General features: G+C 30.9%; 20 protein-coding genes and 1 riboswitch. Of the genes, 7 read left to right on the forward strand and 13 right to left on the reverse strand.

The annotated features are described in order from the left end of the window. Positions 1-62 precede the first annotated feature (62 nt). The 4 genes from guaA to GOQ27_RS17455 all read right to left on the reverse strand — a co-directional run bounded on the left by guaA (position 63) and on the right by GOQ27_RS17455 (position 6,246). Positions 63-1,595 (reverse strand): glutamine-hydrolyzing GMP synthase, encoded by a 1,533-nt coding sequence (gene guaA, locus GOQ27_RS06280; RefSeq protein WP_203365985.1) that lies wholly within the window; start codon positions 1,593-1,595, stop codon positions 63-65. 18 nt (positions 1,596-1,613) lie between these two features. Further along, positions 1,614-3,068, reverse strand: coding sequence for an IMP dehydrogenase (gene guaB, locus GOQ27_RS06285; RefSeq protein ID WP_203365986.1), 1,455 nt, complete (start codon positions 3,066-3,068; stop codon positions 1,614-1,616). Positions 3,069-3,151: 83 nt separating this feature from the next. After that, positions 3,152-3,253: riboswitch (purine riboswitch) on the reverse strand. A 167-nt stretch (positions 3,254-3,420) separates the two neighbouring features. Next, positions 3,421-4,278 carry an SDR family NAD(P)-dependent oxidoreductase gene (locus GOQ27_RS06290; protein ID WP_203365987.1) on the reverse strand — a complete coding sequence of 286 codons (858 nt, stop codon included), beginning with the start codon at positions 4,276-4,278 and terminating at the stop codon, positions 3,421-3,423. Between the two features lie 30 nt (positions 4,279-4,308). After that, positions 4,309-6,246: an oxidoreductase gene (locus tag GOQ27_RS17455; RefSeq protein WP_203365988.1), complete on the reverse strand. Its 1,938-nt coding sequence runs from the start codon at positions 6,244-6,246 to the stop codon at positions 4,309-4,311. Positions 6,247-6,384: 138 nt separating this feature from the next. Between GOQ27_RS17455 and GOQ27_RS06300 the strand changes: the two genes are divergently transcribed. Both GOQ27_RS06300 and GOQ27_RS06305 read left to right on the forward strand, forming a co-directional pair. Continuing rightward, complete coding sequence (locus GOQ27_RS06300; RefSeq protein WP_203365989.1) at positions 6,385-7,929, forward strand: PucR family transcriptional regulator; 1,545 nt, start codon at positions 6,385-6,387, stop codon at positions 7,927-7,929. A gap of 476 nt (positions 7,930-8,405) precedes the next feature. Continuing rightward, positions 8,406-9,326, forward strand: coding sequence for an LCP family protein (locus GOQ27_RS06305; protein WP_203365990.1), 921 nt, complete (start codon positions 8,406-8,408; stop codon positions 9,324-9,326). Positions 9,327-9,465: 139 nt separating this feature from the next. Here the strand turns inward: GOQ27_RS06305 and larC2 are convergent, their stop codons facing one another. The 4 genes from larC2 to larE form a co-directional block, all read right to left on the reverse strand. Further along, complete coding sequence (larC2, locus tag GOQ27_RS17605) at positions 9,466-9,858, reverse strand: nickel pincer cofactor biosynthesis protein LarC2 (RefSeq protein ID WP_484477107.1); 393 nt, start codon at positions 9,856-9,858, stop codon at positions 9,466-9,468. 26 nt (positions 9,859-9,884) lie between these two features. Next, positions 9,885-10,667 (reverse strand): nickel pincer cofactor biosynthesis protein LarC, encoded by a 783-nt coding sequence (gene larC, locus GOQ27_RS06310; protein WP_484477108.1) that lies wholly within the window; start codon positions 10,665-10,667, stop codon positions 9,885-9,887. A gap of 95 nt (positions 10,668-10,762) precedes the next feature. After that, positions 10,763-11,527: a nickel pincer cofactor biosynthesis protein LarB gene (gene larB, locus GOQ27_RS06315; protein WP_203365991.1), complete on the reverse strand. Its 765-nt coding sequence runs from the start codon at positions 11,525-11,527 to the stop codon at positions 10,763-10,765. A 162-nt stretch (positions 11,528-11,689) separates the two neighbouring features. Continuing rightward, on the reverse strand, positions 11,690-12,496 hold the full coding sequence (larE, locus tag GOQ27_RS06320; protein WP_203365992.1) for an ATP-dependent sacrificial sulfur transferase LarE: 807 nt from the start codon (positions 12,494-12,496) through the stop codon (positions 11,690-11,692). A gap of 121 nt (positions 12,497-12,617) precedes the next feature. Here larE and GOQ27_RS06325 point away from each other — a divergent pair, with 121 nt between their 5' ends. Both GOQ27_RS06325 and GOQ27_RS06330 read left to right on the forward strand, forming a co-directional pair. Further along, positions 12,618-12,809: a CsbD family protein gene (locus GOQ27_RS06325; RefSeq protein WP_203365993.1), complete on the forward strand. Its 192-nt coding sequence runs from the start codon at positions 12,618-12,620 to the stop codon at positions 12,807-12,809. 71 nt (positions 12,810-12,880) lie between these two features. Next, the gene (locus tag GOQ27_RS06330; protein WP_203365994.1) at positions 12,881-13,072 is read left to right on the forward strand and encodes a CsbD family protein; all 192 of its coding nucleotides are present in this window, start codon (positions 12,881-12,883) and stop codon (positions 13,070-13,072) included. Positions 13,073-13,102: 30 nt separating this feature from the next. Here the strand turns inward: GOQ27_RS06330 and GOQ27_RS06335 are convergent, their stop codons facing one another. The 4 genes from GOQ27_RS06335 to GOQ27_RS06350 form a co-directional block, all read right to left on the reverse strand. Beyond that, positions 13,103-14,485: a DUF4179 domain-containing protein gene (locus GOQ27_RS06335; RefSeq protein ID WP_203365995.1), complete on the reverse strand. Its 1,383-nt coding sequence runs from the start codon at positions 14,483-14,485 to the stop codon at positions 13,103-13,105. Next, a complete protein-coding gene (locus tag GOQ27_RS06340) occupies positions 14,475-14,969 on the reverse strand; it encodes a sigma-70 family RNA polymerase sigma factor (RefSeq protein ID WP_203365996.1) in 495 nt (164 codons plus the stop codon). Before GOQ27_RS06340 ends, GOQ27_RS06335 begins: the two co-directional genes overlap by 11 nt. Before the next feature lie 171 nt (positions 14,970-15,140). Continuing rightward, positions 15,141-15,629 (reverse strand): hypothetical protein, encoded by a 489-nt coding sequence (locus GOQ27_RS06345; RefSeq protein ID WP_203365997.1) that lies wholly within the window; start codon positions 15,627-15,629, stop codon positions 15,141-15,143. 39 nt (positions 15,630-15,668) lie between these two features. After that, complete coding sequence (locus tag GOQ27_RS06350; RefSeq protein ID WP_203365998.1) at positions 15,669-15,869, reverse strand: hypothetical protein; 201 nt, start codon at positions 15,867-15,869, stop codon at positions 15,669-15,671. A 150-nt stretch (positions 15,870-16,019) separates the two neighbouring features. On the opposite strand from GOQ27_RS06350, the gene GOQ27_RS06355 reads away from it, so the two are divergent. Genes GOQ27_RS06355 through GOQ27_RS06365 form a run of 3 tightly spaced genes read left to right on the forward strand, consistent with a single transcriptional unit; the run spans position 16,020 to position 16,956 of the window. Further along, complete coding sequence (locus tag GOQ27_RS06355; RefSeq protein ID WP_203365999.1) at positions 16,020-16,235, forward strand: hypothetical protein; 216 nt, start codon at positions 16,020-16,022, stop codon at positions 16,233-16,235. A 2-nt stretch (positions 16,236-16,237) separates the two neighbouring features. Further along, positions 16,238-16,519 (forward strand): spore coat protein, encoded by a 282-nt coding sequence (locus GOQ27_RS06360; protein ID WP_203366000.1) that lies wholly within the window; start codon positions 16,238-16,240, stop codon positions 16,517-16,519. 47 nt (positions 16,520-16,566) lie between these two features. Then, positions 16,567-16,956: a hypothetical protein gene (locus GOQ27_RS06365; protein ID WP_203366001.1), complete on the forward strand. Its 390-nt coding sequence runs from the start codon at positions 16,567-16,569 to the stop codon at positions 16,954-16,956. Between the two features lie 65 nt (positions 16,957-17,021). Here GOQ27_RS06365 and groL read toward each other — a convergent pair whose 3' ends face one another. After that, positions 17,022-18,659, reverse strand: coding sequence for a chaperonin GroEL (gene groL, locus GOQ27_RS06370; protein WP_203366002.1), 1,638 nt, complete (start codon positions 18,657-18,659; stop codon positions 17,022-17,024). Between the last annotated feature and the right edge of the window lie 17 nt (positions 18,660-18,676).

Consider the following 18,676-nt stretch of genomic DNA (forward strand, 5'->3'; position numbering starts at 1 on the left):
ATTTTTATGCAGTTCTTATTTAAATCGCGATTAATACGTGATGTCTACTTTACAAGTAATCATCACTCCCATTCAATAGTTGATGGAGGTTTACTCGTAATATCATATACGATCCTATTAACCCCATCTACATTATTAACAATCCTATTAGAAGCTTTTTCTAATACTTCATAAGGAATTCTAGCCCAATCACTGGTCATACCATCACTACTATTTACCGCCCTTAAAGCTATAGTATGGGCATAGGTTCTTCCATCTCCCATTACCCCAACACTTTTTATATTAGGTAGCACTGCGAAATACTGCCATATATCTTTGTCTAATCCAGCCCGTTTTATTTCTTCTCTAAAAATATAGTCTGCTTCTCTAACTATATGAAGCTTCTCTTCTGTTATCTCTCCTAAAACTCTTATAGCTAATCCTGGTCCCGGGAAAGGTTGTCTCATCAATACATCCTCAGGAATATTTAAGCTTCTGCCTAATACCCTTACCTCATCTTTAAACAATTCCCTTAAAGGTTCTATGATCTCAAAGTCCACATCCTCAGGCAGGCCTCCTACATTATGATGACTTTTGATAACCGAAGCTTTATCAGTACCACTTTCTATAACATCAGGATATATAGTCCCTTGGACAAGATAATCTATATCTTTAAGCTTATTTTTTTCTTCCTCAAATACTCGGATAAATTCTTCTCCAATAATCTTTCTTTTCATTTCTGGATCAGTTATCCCTTCAAGCTTTGATAAAAACCTTTCTTGGGCATTTACCCTTATAAGATTCATATCAAATCTTTCTGTAAATATCTTTTCAACTTGATCTCCTTCATCCTTTCTTAGAAGACCATGATCTACAAATATACAGGTCAGATTTTGTCCTATAGCTCTATGGACCAATACTGCCGCCACAGAAGAATCTACTCCTCCAGAAAGGGCACAAATGGCTCTTTTATCTCCAATTTTTTCTTTGATTCTTTCTATCTCTTCCTTTGCAAAATCCCCCATATTCCAATCTTGAATTAATCCACAGATATTATATAGGAAATTCCTTATCATCTCAGTTCCCTTTTCTGTATGATTTACTTCTGGATGAAATTGAAGAGCATAAATTTTCCTATTCTCATCCTTCATTCCTGCTACAGGACAGGAGGGAGTATTAGCTATAACACTAAACCCTTCAGGAAGCTGACTGATAAAATCTGTATGACTCATCCAACAATTTAAATTATCTCCTAAATCTTTAAATATCCCACTACTATCTACTATATTAAGTTCTGTCTTTCCATACTCTCTTTCTTCTGCTCTCATTACCTTTCCATTAAAATGCTGAGCTATTAATTGTCCTCCATAACATATTCCAAGAATAGGTATGTCTAGTTTAAATACTCCTTCGTCACATTTTGGAGATTCTTCTCCGTATACACTAGAGGGCCCTCCAGAAAATATAATACCATCAGGACTTTTTGACTTTATCCTATCAATAGATACATCAAAGGGTAAAATCTCACAATATATCCCTGCTTCTCTAACTCTTCTTGCTATCAACTGACTATATTGACCACCAAAGTCCATTATTAAAATATAGTTACTTTTCATCATATCCCCTCCTAATTTTTAACTTTTGCTATAATTTGGCGCTTCTTTTGTTAGTTCTACATCATGGGGATGACTTTCAATAAGTCCTGCTCCTGTTATCTTTATGAATTGGGATTTATCTTGTAAATCTTTAATTGTTTCACATCCACAATACCCCATACCAGATTTTAGTCCACCAATCAATTGATATATAGTATCTTTTAAAGGTCCTTTGTAGGGTACAATTCCTTCTATTCCCTCTGGAACAAACTTCTTATTATCTTCTTGGAAGTATCTATCCTTGCTACCCTTTGCCATTGCTCCCATTGAGCCCATTCCTCTATATACTTTAAATCTTCTTCCCTTATAAAGTTCAGTTTCTCCAGGACTTTCTTCACATCCAGCAAATAATGAACCCATCATCACTGTATCAGCTCCTGCTGCCAAAGCCTTAACCACATCTCCTGAAAATTTCACTCCACCATCTGCTATTACCGGTACATCATATTCTTTTCCTGCTCTAGCACATTCTACTATTGCTGTTATCTGGGGAACCCCCACTCCTGCTACAACCCTTGTTGTGCATATAGATCCAGGTCCTATTCCTACTTTCACTGCATCTGCTCCAGCCTTTATCAAGTCGACAGTAGCATTATAAGTTGCAACATTTCCAGCAATTACTTGTAATTCTGAGTACTTTTCTTTAATAGCCCTTACTGCATCTACTACTCCCTTAGAGTGCCCATGGGCTGTATCTACTACTATCACATCTACTTGTCTCTCCTTAAGGGCTATAACTCTATCCATCATATCCACTGTTACACCTACAGCTGCCCCAACTATAAGTCTTCCTCCATCATCCTTTGCGGAATTAGGATACTCTATTGATTTTTCAATGTCTTTTATAGTTATAAGTCCTGTCAGATGATTTCCTTCATCTATTAGAGGTAATTTTTCTATCTTATTTCTTTTCATTATCTCTAAGGCATCATCCATAGATATACTTCCTGTAGCTGTTATTAAGTTTTCTTTTGTCATTACTTCATCTATTTTTTTATCTAAATTTCTTTCAAATCTTATATCTCTATTAGTAATAATTCCAACTAATTTTTTATCCTCATCTACTATTGGCACCCCTGATATATGATATCTCTCCATTAGAGCTACAGCTTCTGATATAAGATTTTCTTTTCCTAAATAAAATGGGTCTGTTATTACACCATGCTCAGATCTTTTAACTTTATCAACTTCCATAGCTTGCTCTTCTATGGTCATATTCTTATGAATGATTCCAATTCCACCTTCCCTTGCTATGGCTATTGCCATTCTTGCCTCCGTAACTGTATCCATTCCTGCACTTAATAAGGGTATATTTAATTTAATTTTATTTGTAAGTCGTGTTTTTGTTTTTGTATCCTTTGGTAGAACCTCTGATTTAGCTGGAATCAATAATACATCATCAAATGTTAATCCCTCTCCAATAAACTTTTCCATAAGAACCCTCCTTTTTTTTCGTACAATAAAAACCCCAAGCTCCATAAGTGGAACTTGGGGTTATAAATATATAAAAATATAGTATACACCAATTTTCCACTCATAGTCAGACAATTTATGGTTGTCCGGTAGAGACTTTCTGGCCATATCCCAGAGTATATATGAGTTTCTCAAAATATTAAGTTTCATATATGTTAACAAAAGATTTGTACTATGTCAATGGAAAATCAAGAGAAAATATAGTAACATATCTATTTTGTCATTAATTAATTATTAATTCAAAAAGAAGGTGATACCTCACCTTCTTTTTGAATTCTGTAATTATCCATATTAATTTATATGTCAGTTTAAATTAATTAAAAAACATTGATACATCTGGATTTTTTCCTTCAAGCATATCCTTAACCCTTTTTCCGATAACAAGGTTGTACTGTGGATGTGTTAGGATATAGAATTGCTCTTCTTCGATAGCCATAAATACACTTTGTCTTATTGAATCTATAGGCATTCCATTATTTATTACATAATGTCCTCTTTCAATTCCAGCTTTATAAGCTGCACTTTCATAATATGGTTCATTAGGATCTATCTTAAATCTCTCAGGTCTATGTCTATCACAATTATCTAAATCTGTTTGAACAAATCCTGGACAGAAAACAGACATTTTTATTTTAGAATTAATTGCCTGAAGACTATAATTAGTAGATTCAGTTAAGGCAACACTAGCATGTTTAGTTGTATGATATGCAACCATATTTTGTGTAGTTAAAAGTCCTGCCACTGATGCACTGTTAACAATATGACAAGGAGTATCTTGCTTCAACATAATTGGAATAAAAGCTTTAAGTCCATGAATAATTCCATAAACGTTTGATCCCATTATCCAATCCCATTCTCTTATAGGTAATTCCCAAACAGGACCGGCTACTACAACCCCTGCATTATTAAATAGTAAATCTACAGATCCAAACTTTTCGATAGTTCTATCTGCTAATTTTTTAACCTCATCATATATAGATACATCTGTAACTATAGCTAAAGTTTCTGCTCCCATTTCTTTTACTATTTTTTCTGTGTTCTTTAAATCATCTTCTTCTATATCTGCAATGACTACTTTCATTTGTCTTTCCGCACATTCCTTTGCAAACTCAAGTCCAAACCCATTACCGGCTCCTGTAATAACAGCAACTTTATTTTTGAATTCCCTCATCACTACTCCTCCTTAAATATCAGTATATACCTATAAAACAAAGGCTTTTTCAAATCCCTCTCTAGTAGCTTGAGCTATACGCCCCGCTTCATTTACATCCCCTATTACTCTTACTACTCCGAAGTTATCTTCAATTTCTTTGACCATATTCTCTCTAGGACTCACTCCAAGAGATAATACAACTGCGTCCACTTCTTTATTGGTGTATTTCTGAGATCTTGTGTCCATTAAAGTTATTGAATTGGAATTTATTTTCATTAATCTATGATTTGGAATTAATTCAGTATTAAACTGTTTTAGTCTACTCATTACATCAAATAAATTTGAAGGATTTGTACCTTTCCCTATCTCAGATAGCATCTCTACAACAGTTATTTTATTACCATTTTCTCCTAGATACTCTGCTGTTTCCAATCCAGTTAATCCAGACCCTATCACAGCTATATTTTTATCTTTTAAACTTACCTTCCCACCTAAAATATCTATAATAGTATATACATTGTCATTATCAACACCAGGGATTGGGGGAACTGTAGGCGCTGCTCCTGCTGCAACAAATACAGCATAAGGATCTAGTTTTCTAATTTCCTCTACTGTAGCTTCTGTATTTAGTCTTATGTCTACGCCTAATTCCTTTATTTGATGATGCATATTATCTATTAGCCAAGTAATCTTCTCTTTTTTAGGAGGTTTATTTCCATATTGCAACATTCCACCTAATTCATTCTCTTTCTCAAAAATCACTGCTTTAAATCCTCTGAGAGCTAATACTCTAGCAGCTTCCATCCCAGCTGGTCCTCCTCCTACTATAGCAACCACTCTGTTATCTCCTGATTTTTCAATTTCTTTAAATTCTAATTCCCTGCTTGTCTTTGGATTCACTGCACATTTAATCATTCTACCGGACTCTAGCTCTTCAAAACAGTGAAGACATGATATACAAGGACGGATATCTTCTTCTTTCCCTAAAAATGCCTTATTAGCCCACTCAGAATCTGCTAATTGACCTCTACCTATAGCAACAAAATCTTGAACACCTTCATCTAAAAGTTGTTCTGCAAAACTAGGTTTTCTTATTACATCTACTGCAATCACAGGTATTTTTACAGCATCTTTGATAGTTTTAGCTAGATGTTTTTTCCAGCCTTGGGGATAAGAAATTGGTTCAACAATAGTTATACCTGACTCATAGGTTCCATTACTTACATTTATAGCATCTACACCTATGCTTTCTAAATAAACGGCTATCTTTTTACCTTGATCTATTTTATATCCACCTTCTAAAAATTCATCCCCATCTATTCTTACACTTACAGGAAAGTCTTTTCCGCAGATATGTTTTATCCCTAAAATAATCTCAGTAATAAATCTCATTCTATTTACAAAACTTCCACCATATTTATCTGTTCTTTTGTTTGAATAAGAACTCATAAATTGATTTATTAAGTATCCATGAGCTCCATGGATTTCTACTCCATCCACCCCAGCTGTCTGAGCAATCTTAGCTCCTATTACAAACTTTTTAACTAACCCTTCCACTTCTTCAGTAGTAAGAGCTCTTGGCATTTCCTTTGTCTTTTGGCACATTATAGCACTAGGAGCTACAACTTGTTTTCCACCTATCAACTGACTATGAGTTTGTCTACCAGGATGATGTAATTGCACAAATATTTTTGAATCATATTTATGAATAGTTTTTACTAACCTCTCTAATCTAGGTATATGTTTGGAACTTGTAACACTTAATTGATTAGATGTTCCTACTCCATATTCATCATCGATCCTTGTGATTTCCGTAATTATTAAACCACACCCACCTTTAGCTCTTTCTTCATAATAAGCTATTAATTCATCAGATGCCTCTCCCGTTGACTTGGCAAGAGATACACCTATAGCAGGCATGACAATTCTGTTTTTAATTCTTAATTTTCCTATTCTTCCTTTTTCAAAAAGATGATTGTATTTCACTTTGAGACCCCCTTGTTATATAATAGAATTAACTTTGTTTTAATTTTATCATTCTTGTGATTACAAACCTATATTCATACTTCACAAATAATTTTTATAATTTGTGCTTCATAAACAATAACCAAATGGAGGGATAATATGTCTATGAATTTTTTAAATTTATATAATTCTATAAATCAAAAAAACAATATAAAAATATTCAATTATAATTCTTTACAAGATATATTAGATATAAGACTGATAACTAAAAATCAAAAAATCTTTTCTGATAATATACTCTATATAGGAAATTCATCAGATATAAACCTCTCTATGCTATCATCTAAATGCTTTTATGTAATAGTAGATAGTAACAAAAACAATTTAGAAAATATTAAATTCGAAGATTTCAATATTATTTTGCTATCAGATAATATTGATTTGTTCTTACTGTTTAACGAAATACAAGATATTTATAATGAAGAACTAAAAATCATGAAAAATTCTGCGATATTATTAAACTCTTTAATACAAGGTAAAGGACTTAATTATTTAATAAATATATCATCCAAAATACTAAATAACCCATTAATATTTATAGATGCCAGTTTTAAAATTATATCTTATTCCTCAACTTATGAAATAACAGATAAGCTATGGAATGAAAACATTCATGCTGGGTATTGTTCTTATGAATTTATTAATGAAGTTAAAAAATTAAAATCCGTAAAAAATTCACCCAACAATAACGAACCATATATAGTTACTTGCGATAAAAGTCCTATAAGAAGATTAGTAAGCAAAGTATTTATAAAAAATAGCTTAGTTGGATATATAATTGTATTAGAATCTTTTACCTTATTTGAAAATAAAAATGAAAATCTCTTGCCAATAATAAGTAATGTTATATCAGAGGAGCTTCTTACTAATAAGTTTTTTAACAAATCAAAAGGAGCTGTTTACGAGAGTTTTTTCCTAGAACTTTTAGAAAATAATATAAAAGATGAAAGAATCAAACAGGAAAGATTAAAATCTATAAACTTTAATTATAATAATTCTCTTTATGTGTTTGTAATAGATATATCTAATTATAAAACTAATAATTCTTCTGATTTCTTGAGAAATTCCTTAGAAAATTTATTTCCAAACTCAAAGTCCTTATTTTATAAAGATAATATTATATTAATATCAGAATCTAATAAAAATAATGAGATAAGTAAATCTAAAATAGATAAGTTTATTTTATTTGCAAAAAAAGAAAACCTCATCTCTGGTATTAGCGAAAGTTTTGATAACATCCTTGATTTCAAAAAATATTATATACAAGCTCTCAATGCACTAAATATCGGAAAAAAATTATCATTAAATGACTCCATATTTTTTTATGATGATTTACGATTTTTCGATTTAATATCTGAGTTTCATAACAAGAATGAAATGTTAAAATTTTGTACCCCCAATGTCCTAAAGCTAAAAGAATATGATGAAAAGCACAATAAAGACTATTTCAATACTTTATATAATTATTTGAAACATAATCAAAATATCAACTTAACTTCAAAAAGTCTTTTCATTCATAGAAATACGATAAGTTACAGAATCAATAAAATAGAAGAGATATTAGACATGGACCTAAAGGATGGGGAAAATATATTTAAAGTAAATTATTCTATGAAAATAATAAAGTATTTATCTGTATCTTAATTCAAACATTACTCTTTCATACTCACTTTCCACATATAATTTTCCCATATTTATTTGACCCACTAAATTCTATATCATTTCCTAGCTCTATATTTCCATCATTCTTCTTTAGAAACTTTTTATAGACTATCAATTGAGTTATTTAAAAATCTAAATTTCTCTTTTCAGTGGCATGAAAAATAAAAAATGTTCCTATAGATTATTTTCTTAATCATCCATCCCTTTTTAGCCATACTGGATAAATAGTCTTCTATCAATGGATAATTAGTCATATTTAAATAATTTATGTTTGTTTTTTTACTCATCCCCCTCACACCCAATTACTTTATTTGCATCTCCAATGAGTTTATTTAATCTATCTATTTCTTTTAAAAGAAATAGATAGATTAAATATTATTTTTTTATAACTATATTGTAGTTCTGATTAAGTAGGTATATAATTGTTTAGTAGGTATTTTAAGGAAAGGAATGATAGAATGACAAAAAAGAAAATCATATTACTGGGTATATCTGCTGTTCTTATTGGTCTATTAATAGGTGGAGGATTGTACTTTGTAACAACTATGAATAAGTTAGATAGAGAGTCAATTTCTAATAATAATGAAGATTTGGGAATTAGTGAAGATGTAATGAAAGAACTAGAAGAAAAGAATTCTAAAGTGAAAAATATTGCCTTATTCGGTATAGATGCAGAAGAAGGAGTAACAGGTCGGTCCGATGCTATTATGATTCTTACTATAGATAATGAACATAATAAACTTAAACTTACTTCAATAATGAGGGACTCCTATGTAAATATTGATGGTAGAGGTAAGGACAAGATTAATCATGCCTATGCCTTTGGAGGACCAGAGTTAGCAGTTAAAACAATAAATCAAAATTTCAATCTAAATATCCAAGATTTTGCTACTGTAAATTTTTCAACTTTACCTAAGATTATAGATGCTGTAGGTGGAGTAAAAATTGATGTTAAAGATTATGAAGTTTCAAGGTCTGGAGTATCTCAAGCTGGTCTACAAAATTTAAGCGGTGAACAAGCTCTTAAATATAGTAGAATCAGATATGTAGGGAATGGAGATTTTGAAAGAACTCAAAGACAAAGGGAAGTTCTTATGGCTTTATTTCATAAAGTAATGGAAAGAAGTATTCCTTCTAATATAACTTTAGCTAATCAAATATTACCTATGGTTAAAACTAATCTTACTAATACAGAAATAATAAAAATGGGTACCAATGTAATGTCAAATGGATCTATAACTCCTGAAATGGAGAGATTCCCTAGAGATGGATATGTCAAGGGACAAAAAATCAACGGAGTTTATTATTTAGTATATGATGAGGAAGATACTATAAAACAAATGCAAGATTATTTATTTGAAGATAAGAAGTTGGATTAATAAATACAGATCCTCTAACTAATATAAGAATGTAATTTAGTTTTAAGATTGTCATTCTGAACGGATGTGAAGAATCTTAAAGAAAGATCCTTCGATTCCTCAGGATGACAACAAAAAAAGGGATAATAGCCTTAGGCTATTATCCCTTCTTTGTTGTCACTTCATCATATATACATTTCAAAGCTACACCATTTTTTTCTGCAACTTTTTTTACATCTTCATACTCTGGAGACCTTTGAATAATCTCACCATTTCTCATCCCTATTTTCATGCTTATATCTCCATATTTTGTATTGATATTTTGAAATTTCCTATCTAGAATCTCTCTATCCACTTTATACATTCTAATTCCAAAGGTAGTGGTCTCTTTAAAAATCTCATTTACTATATTTTTCTTTTTATCCTCTGATACCAATACAGACAGTTTCACTCCAGGTCTATTCTTTTTCATAATTATATTAGTAAGATATACATCTAAAGCTCCCATATCCAATAGCTTCGGTACAATATGAGAATAAATCTCTGGATTCATGTCATCTATATTAGTTTCTAATATAGTTAATTTGTCTTTAGTTTTTTTTTACCTATCATAACTCTCAGGATATTAGTTATTTCTAAATCTTTTTTACCTATTCCATATCCTATTCCTTCAATCTCCATAGCCGGTGTAGGGATGATATCCTTTGCTAAGGCTTTTATGATAGCGGCCCCTGTGGGAGTTACTAACTCACTTCTTATTCCTGTAGAATACACATCTATCCCTCTTAATATTTCTAGTGTAGCTGGAGCTGGTACAGGAATAATCCCATGGGCACATTTCACATGTCCAGTACCTATGTGTAAGGGGGATGAGTATATTTTATCTACCTTTAGCATGTCAATACATATAGCTGTACCAATAATATCAACTATAGAATCAATAGCTCCCACCTCATGAAAATGTACATCCTCTATAGTCTTCCCATGAATCTTAGCCTCTGCCTTTGCTACATATTGAAATATATTTTTACTCATATTTTTAACTCCATCATTTAAATCACTATCATCTATTATTTTTTCTATATCATAAAGGTTTCTATGTTCTCCATGGTGATTGTCATGATTATGCCCATGATCATGATGATGGTGATGACCCTCATCTTCTAAAATAACATTAAAGCCCATCCCTGTTATTCCACTTTTTTCACCTTTTTCTATCTTAATACTATATCCTTCAATATTTATCTTTTTAAGTTCATTTAAAAATTTTTCCTTATCAATACCTAAGTCCAATAAGGCTCCAATGGTCATATCTCCACTAATCCCAGACAAACAATCGAAATATAAAATTCTTTCTTCCATATGTAATCCTCCTATGTAATAAACTTTTATCTTTACTGTATAACCTTATAAGTAATAAGATCCTTCTACTACGCTCAGGATGACCACTAGTGATACTATTTCCCAGCCATTTCTATCTGCCTATTAATAGTACTAGCTAAATATCCAGCTCCAAATCCATTATCTATATTTACAACTCCTATTCCACTGGCACAACTATTAAGCATAGCTAATAATGCAGCTAATCCTCCAAAATTTGCTCCATATCCTATACTAGTAGGAACTGCAATAACAGGTTTATCCACTAGACCTCCTACCACACTGGCTAGGGCTCCCTCCATTCCAGCTACAGCTATTATTACATTGCAATCATCTAGTTTACTTCTATTAGATAATAGTCTATGAATTCCTGCTACTCCCACATCATATAATCGATCTACCCTATTACCAAATGCCTCTAAGGTAAGGGCAGCCTCTTCTGCCACAGCTATATCAGAAGTACCACCAGTAGTTACAAGAACTTTGCCTTCTGTAAGTTTTACTTCATTCTTTTTGATAACTATTATTCTAGCCTGTTCATGATATTCTATATTATCATGTAAATCCTTAACAGATTCATACACTTCTCTATCAGCTCTAGTTGCTAAAATATTATTGTCCTTTTTTAGCATAGTTTTAATTATTCCTCTTATATGTTCCTTGGCTTTACCCTCACAATAAATCACTTCAGGATATCCATTTCTCAATGCCCTATGATTATCTATTTTTGCATATTCTATATCTTCAAAGGGAAAATCTTTAAGGATATCCACTCCTTCATCAATGGACATTTCCCCATCTTTTACCCCTTGTAAAAAAGCTTTCAATTGATCTTTATTCATTGTTACACCTCCAGGCAATATTAAAATTCCAGCTTCCTTAACAAAAAATTAGACTCTTCGACTAAGCTCACAGGGACATACTATGATTGTCATCCTGAACGAAGTGAAGGATCTTATCTTTTAGGACTCTTCACAAGTTTAAATCAATAAATCCCAGGATATCTACTGATTTATACCATCATTCATTTTGCCCATTCTATATCCTTCTAAATCCAATGCAACATACTTAAATCCAAATTCTCTTATTTTCTCAGATACTTTAGCCATAAACTCTACATTGAAAAACTTCTTCATATCCTCAGGTAATACTTCTATCCTTGCCACTTCCCCATGATACCTTACTCTATATTGTCTAAAACCTATGCTATGTAAATAGTTTTCTGCCCTTTCTATCATTCTAAGCTTTTCATTAGTTAATTCTTCTCCATATGGAAGTCTTGTAATAAGGCAAGCAAATGCAGGTTTATCCCAGGTAGGAAGTTCTAATTCCTTAGAAATTTCTCTAATATCCTTTTTGGTAAGTCCCACTTCCTTTAATGGGCTTATTACATTTAATTCTTCTATAGCTTTAAGTCCTGGTCTATAATCCCCTAAATCATCCAGATTTGTTCCATCTAAAACATTATTTATTCCGTGTTTTTGTGCTACTTCCTTTATAGTAGTAAATACATTCATCTTACATATATAACATCTATTTTCTGGATTAAATTTAAGACTCTCATCTTCTATATCATCTATAATAATAACTTCATGTTTTATACCTATCTTTTTGGCATATTCTTTCGCTTCTTCTATTTCAGTTTTAGAATGCATAGGGGCACTTATAGTTATAGCTATGGCTTTATCCCCGAGAACATCTGAAGCTACTTTTGCTAAAAGAGTACTATCTACTCCACCAGAAAAGGCTACTGCTACATTTCCAATATTCCTTATATATTCTTTTAATTTCTGTAATTTTAAACTAGCCATATAATCAACTCCTCAAAGTAACTTTCTACATCATTAAAGTTATTATATCATAGAGATTAATTGTGAACTATTGCTTTTAATCTTCAAATCAGGGTATATATACTTTAAAAGGAGGGATATCATGAATAATCAAGATTCTAAAAACAAATGGGATGATATAAAACACCAAATCAAAGATAAATGGGACAGATTGACCGATGATGATATCAATCATATCAACGGAGACAGAGAGAAATTAGCTCTAAAAATTCAAGAGCGATATGGTAAGACCTATAATGAAATTGATAAGGAACTAAAATTCTGGCAGTTCTAATTATTATCCACAAAGTAGTTGGGTATAAGTATTAATAGAATGAACAGGAATAAACAAAGGAGGAATTAAGTATGAATAACTCAGATTTAAAAGGAAAATGGAGTCAAATTAAAGGTGAAGCTCAAAGAAAATGGGGTAAACTTACTAACGATGACTTAGATGTAATAGAAGGTGACAGAGAGAAATTAATTGGAAAACTTCAAGAAAGATATGATATGTCTAGAGAAGAGGCTGAAAGAGAAGTAGATAGCTTTAGACTTTAATCTTAGTATAAGTAAAGGTTAAGTGAAAAATCACTTAACCTTTATTCTTATATCTTCTTTTATTATATTAGGGTAATATGAAATTGGTATTTTAATAATATTATCGGAAACCTTATCTTTATCCACTTCTACTTTGTAGAAATAGTTATATCCTTTTTCTTTCTCTTCTTCTCTAACTTTTCCATACTCTCTTGTTGAAATTCCATCATCAGAGGAAATTGCGAAATCAGATGATGACATAATCAAATTATTTAATTCTTCTTCACTAAAATTAATTCCTAATTCTATATTATACACATCATCCTTTTCCTCTATATCTATGATTTTTAATTTGTCATCTATTGGATTTAGAATCTTTTCTTCCTTTATATCTATATTTAACTGAAGATTATCTTTATCTACAGCATAGATCCCATCAAAGGCTATGGTTAAATCTTTAGGCTCGTTAAGATAGTTGCTCTCTATTATCCTACTTTGTTTAATTTTACTAAACTCTCCACCAAAGGAGTTTCTGTATTCTCCTTTTTCGTCAATTACTCTAAAATTATAGAGATCAAATATATACTTTGAATTTTTTTCATCATACTCTATCTCTACTTCAGTGGTGATTGGGTGTTGGATGAGTTTAGCTATTGTAACTTTTTGTCCTGCTATATCAATCTCTTTATTAAGATCATACACTTTCTTTTCATATTCAAATTTCTCTTTATTTACTTTGAAAGTTACTTCCCATGTAGAATCTAATACCGCTCCTGTTTCCTCTGTAGAATTTAAAATTGTTTTATAATCTTGAGGACTATCCCACTCTTTAAACTTAACCTTCATAGTTATTTCTTCAGGAATTTTCCAGGGAATATCTTCATGTCTATATACATTTTTAACACGGGATATTTTTCTATTTTCTTCTTCCATCATATTAGGAAAACTAGAGTAACCCAACCGATTATACTCTAAAAAGAGTCTATTGCCATTTTCATCATAAAAATCCATTGATTCAAATCCAATATATTTGTGGTCCCCTTTATTTTCTATACTATAAAATAATAATACTCTTTTTTGATCCATAACAAAGTCATCTACTGTAAGTACTAATCCTTCCTGCTCATCACTTTTACCTACATGTTGAATATAATCATATTCTTGAGCTAATTGAAGTCCCTTATCATCACTAATAAAACGAACTATAGCATCACCTAATGGAAGTTTTCTTACCATATCTGCAAAAGCTGGGGATATCCTTATAGATATTGTAAATATAACTATTAATACACTTGCTGCTATAGTGGATAATATCTTTATATTCTTTTTCTTTTTAGACTTTTTCCCTTCATCTATACCTTTTGATATAAATTCTTCTATATTGTCCGGTATTTCAATATTGTCATATTTATCTTTATAATCATCAAATTTCATTAACGTCACCTCCAATATTAATTCCATCCCTTAAACTATTCAAACCTCTACTTAATCTGGTCTTTACAGTACCCTCTGGGGTATTTAATATATTAGATATCTCTGATATGGTTAATCCTTCAAAATATTTAAGAATAATTATCTCCCTATATTTAGGTCTTAATCGATCTACTAAGTCATGGACTTCTAAGTCTTTTTGGAAATTTATATTACCGTCTTCAAACTCTTTATATAATTCTACTTTTCTTTCCATTTTCTTTTTTCTATTAATACAATAATTAATTAATATCCTGATAGTCCAAGTCTTCATATATTCTTTTTTCTTTAGTTTATGTAAGTTTTTATATCCTTTATAGGCTGTTTCCTGTATTGCATCTAAGGCTTCATCTTTATCCCCCAAATAAGAATAAGCAATTCTATATAACTGTTCTTTATTTTCCTTGAGTATTTTATAAAATTCCGATTCTATCTTTTTAATTCCCATACCTTCACCTCCCTTATATAAATTAGACAATATAATAGGCTAAACTGTTTCAAAAACTTTTCTAATATTTAATTTATCATATATAAACAAAAAATGCCTGCCTTCAAGGCAGACTATTAGTTTAATTGGGATTATTCAATTGAATTATAAAAATTAATCTTATTAAATATTTTATGCAAATAATAATAGTATTGAATAAGCTACTGTACCAGTTAAAAAAGCCCAGAAACTACTCTGTCTTTTCTCAGGTAATTCTTCTTTAAGTATATTAAATATTATACCCCCTGCTAAAAAGGAGAATAGTATTGCAATAGTAATTTCATTCACTTCTATTAAGCTTCCTATGGCCCATCCCACAACACTTGATACAGCCAATATCCATCTGCCAAATTTATCATATATTTCTTTGTGATGCTCTCTTAAACCATGATCTATTACAAAGAAATGTAATCCAATAGCTATAAAATATAAAAACAAATCACTAAAACTGTTATTTTCCCTATGTAATAATAAATAGCCAATAAGAATATTGTACATACCAGAAGTAGCTAAGTGAACCCAAAACACAGACTCATCAGCATTCTCTCCTGTAGTAATATCATTTTTCTTTGATTCCTTTGTCACTCTTTCTAATCCATAAAAAACAACTAATCCTATCATAGATATCAAATAAATATGATGTTCAAAAAAATTAATCCCTCATATATCCATAGTTTCTTCAATTTCATTTTGATGTTCACTCAACTGTGGAAGTATATGAATAAATACATAGGCTACCGCTACTCCACCGGATATAGATAAAAATCTACTGCGAGGTATTTTATCTAAAAATTTTAAATGTATGGTAAATATATGAATAAGAACAAATCCTAAAGTCAATATAAAAGTAACTAAAATCATGATTCAACAACTCCTTCATTAGATTATTACCCAAAATATAAACATTAATATTATTTCTAAAAATTACATGCAATATAATTCCCTTTATTTCAAATAATAAACTATAAGAAAGTTCATATATTAACTAATTCCTATATTAGGAGGTTTACTATGGATATTTTAAATCGGAAAGAAATGGATTCCCAGATGCTTCACTTTATTGATGAACAACTTCAAGAAGAATTATTAATGCAAAAGAAGTATATTAATTATTCCAACCAATTATTTGATAGTGAATTAAAGGATATCTGCATCTCAGGAAGCAAAAAACATAAGGAAAACTATGATAGTATATTAAATTACCTAACAGCTAAAGAAGGGAGCTAAAGATGATATTATCTAGAGACCTTACAGAAAAGGACATTCTTCAAGACTTAATTTTATCCGAAAAACAACTTTCTCACTCTTATAATAACTCAATAATGGATATTAATTGCCCGGTATTAAGAGATACCTTTATAAACTGTCAGATAAATATTCAATGGTCTCAATATTTATTAAAGGATGCTATTGACAGAAGAAACTGGGAGAAAGTTAATCTTGTATCTCAAATAGAAAAAGAAATATTAGTTAATAAATATTTATCCCCTAACACAATGGATGTTTATTGAAAATTCTGTAAATTTTTAGTATAATTATCTAAGAGGGAGGGGATTATTTGATATTATTTGCAACTATATATATGGTGATTCTAACAATTTTATCAATGAAAGTTCTATTACAATATCTATTTAATAAATTTAGAGATGGTCACCTTATATTAAAACTTTTTGTTATCATCAGTAATTTTATAGTTTTGGGTTATATGTACACTGGAGTTCAAACTGGAGTAACAATTTTTCAAATAAAGTATGAAATTCTTGATAATAAAGATCTAATTATGCAGCAATTAACAGATGTTACATATAAAACAGCTATAGCAGGGACAATAGCCTATATTATGGGTCAATTATTAATGAAATTCATAAAACATATAGAAGATAAGGAGTATAAAAAGAACTCTTTAAATCCAGAGTCTAAGGCATGGGATAACTTCTATAATAAATAATATAAATGTCTTTAATTTAAGGCAAAAAAAATCCGGATTTCCCCGGATTTTTTATGTCTTACTTATTACATCATTGGCATTCCGCCCATTCCTCCTGGCATTCCACCGCCCATTGGACTATCATCTTCCTCTTCCTCATCAGCAACAACACTCTCTGTTGTTAATACCATAGCTGATACGGAAGCCGCATTTTGTAGAGCTGATCTTGTTACTTTAGTAGGATCAACTATACCACTATCTATCATATTTACATATTCCTCATTTAATGCATCAAATCCAATTCCTGTTTCACTAGTTTTGATTTTCTCAACTATAACTGATCCTTCTAATCCAGCATTTTCTGATATCTGTCTAACTGGTTCTTCTAGAGATCTAAGAACTATATTCACTCCTGTTCTTTCATCTCCTTTAGTTTCAGATATAAGCTTCTGTACTGCAGGTATAGCATTAATTAGAGCTGTTCCACCACCAGGAACAATTCCTTCTTCTACAGCCGCTCTTGTTGCAGCTAATGCATCTTCTATTCTTAATTTCTTCTCTTTTAACTCTGTTTCTGTAGCAGCTCCTACTTGAATTACAGCTACTCCACCAGATAATTTAGCTAATCTTTCTTGAAGTTTCTCTGTATCAAACTCAGAAGTAGATTGCTCAATTTGAGCTTTAATTTCATTCACTCTTGCTTTTATTGCTGATTCTTCACCATTACCATTTACTATAGTAGTATTTTCTTTATCTATTCTAACTGTACTTGCAGACCCTAACATATCTAATGTTGCTTCTTTTAGATCATATCCTAGTTCTTCAGCTATTACTTCTCCTCCTGTTAGAGTAGCAATATCTCTTAACATTTCTTTTCTTCTATCCCCGAATCCAGGAGCTTTAATAGCAACACAATTAAATGTTCCTCTCAATTTATTAACTACTAATGTAGCTAATGCTTCTCCTTCTATATCTTCTGCAATTATTAATAATTGCTTTCCTTGTTGTACTATTTGCTCAAGTACTGGTAATATCTCTTGTATATTTGTTATTTTCTTATCTGTTATTAAAATATATGGATCTTCTAATACAGCTTCCATTTTCTCTGTATCAGTTACCATATAAGGAGATAAATATCCTCTATCAAACTGCATACCTTCAACTACATCTAAAGTAGTTCCCATTGATCTTGACTCTTCAACAGTAATAACTCCATCTTTTCCTACCTTTTCCATAGCTTCAGCTATAAGATTTCCTATTGTTTCATCTCCTGCTGAAATAGAAGCAACCTGTGCAATAGCTTCTCTTCCTTCTATAGTCTTTGATATTGATTTTATCTCTTCTACAGCCTTTTCTACAGCTTTATGTATTCCTTTCTTAAGAATCATAGGATTTGCTCCAGCGGCAACATTTTTAAGTCCTTCTCTTATCATTGCTTGAGCTAGTAGGGTTGCTGTAGTAGTTCCATCTCCTGCTACATCATTTGTCTTTGTAGCTACCTCTTTAACTAATTGAGCACCCATATTTTCATAGGCATCCTTTAATTCTATCTCTCTTGCAATAGTAACACCATCATTAGTTATTAGTGGTGAACCAAATTTTTTATCTAAAACAACATTTCTTCCTTTAGGTCCTAATGTTACTTTAACAGTATCAGCTAATTTATTTATTCCTCTTTCCATTGAACGGCGGGCATCTTCGCCAAATTTAATTTGCTTAGCCATTAAACAATCACTCCTTT

This window comes from Anaeromonas frigoriresistens, assembly GCF_016820655.1.
Classification (GTDB): domain Bacteria; phylum Bacillota; class Clostridia; order Tissierellales; family SIT17; genus Anaeromonas; species Anaeromonas frigoriresistens.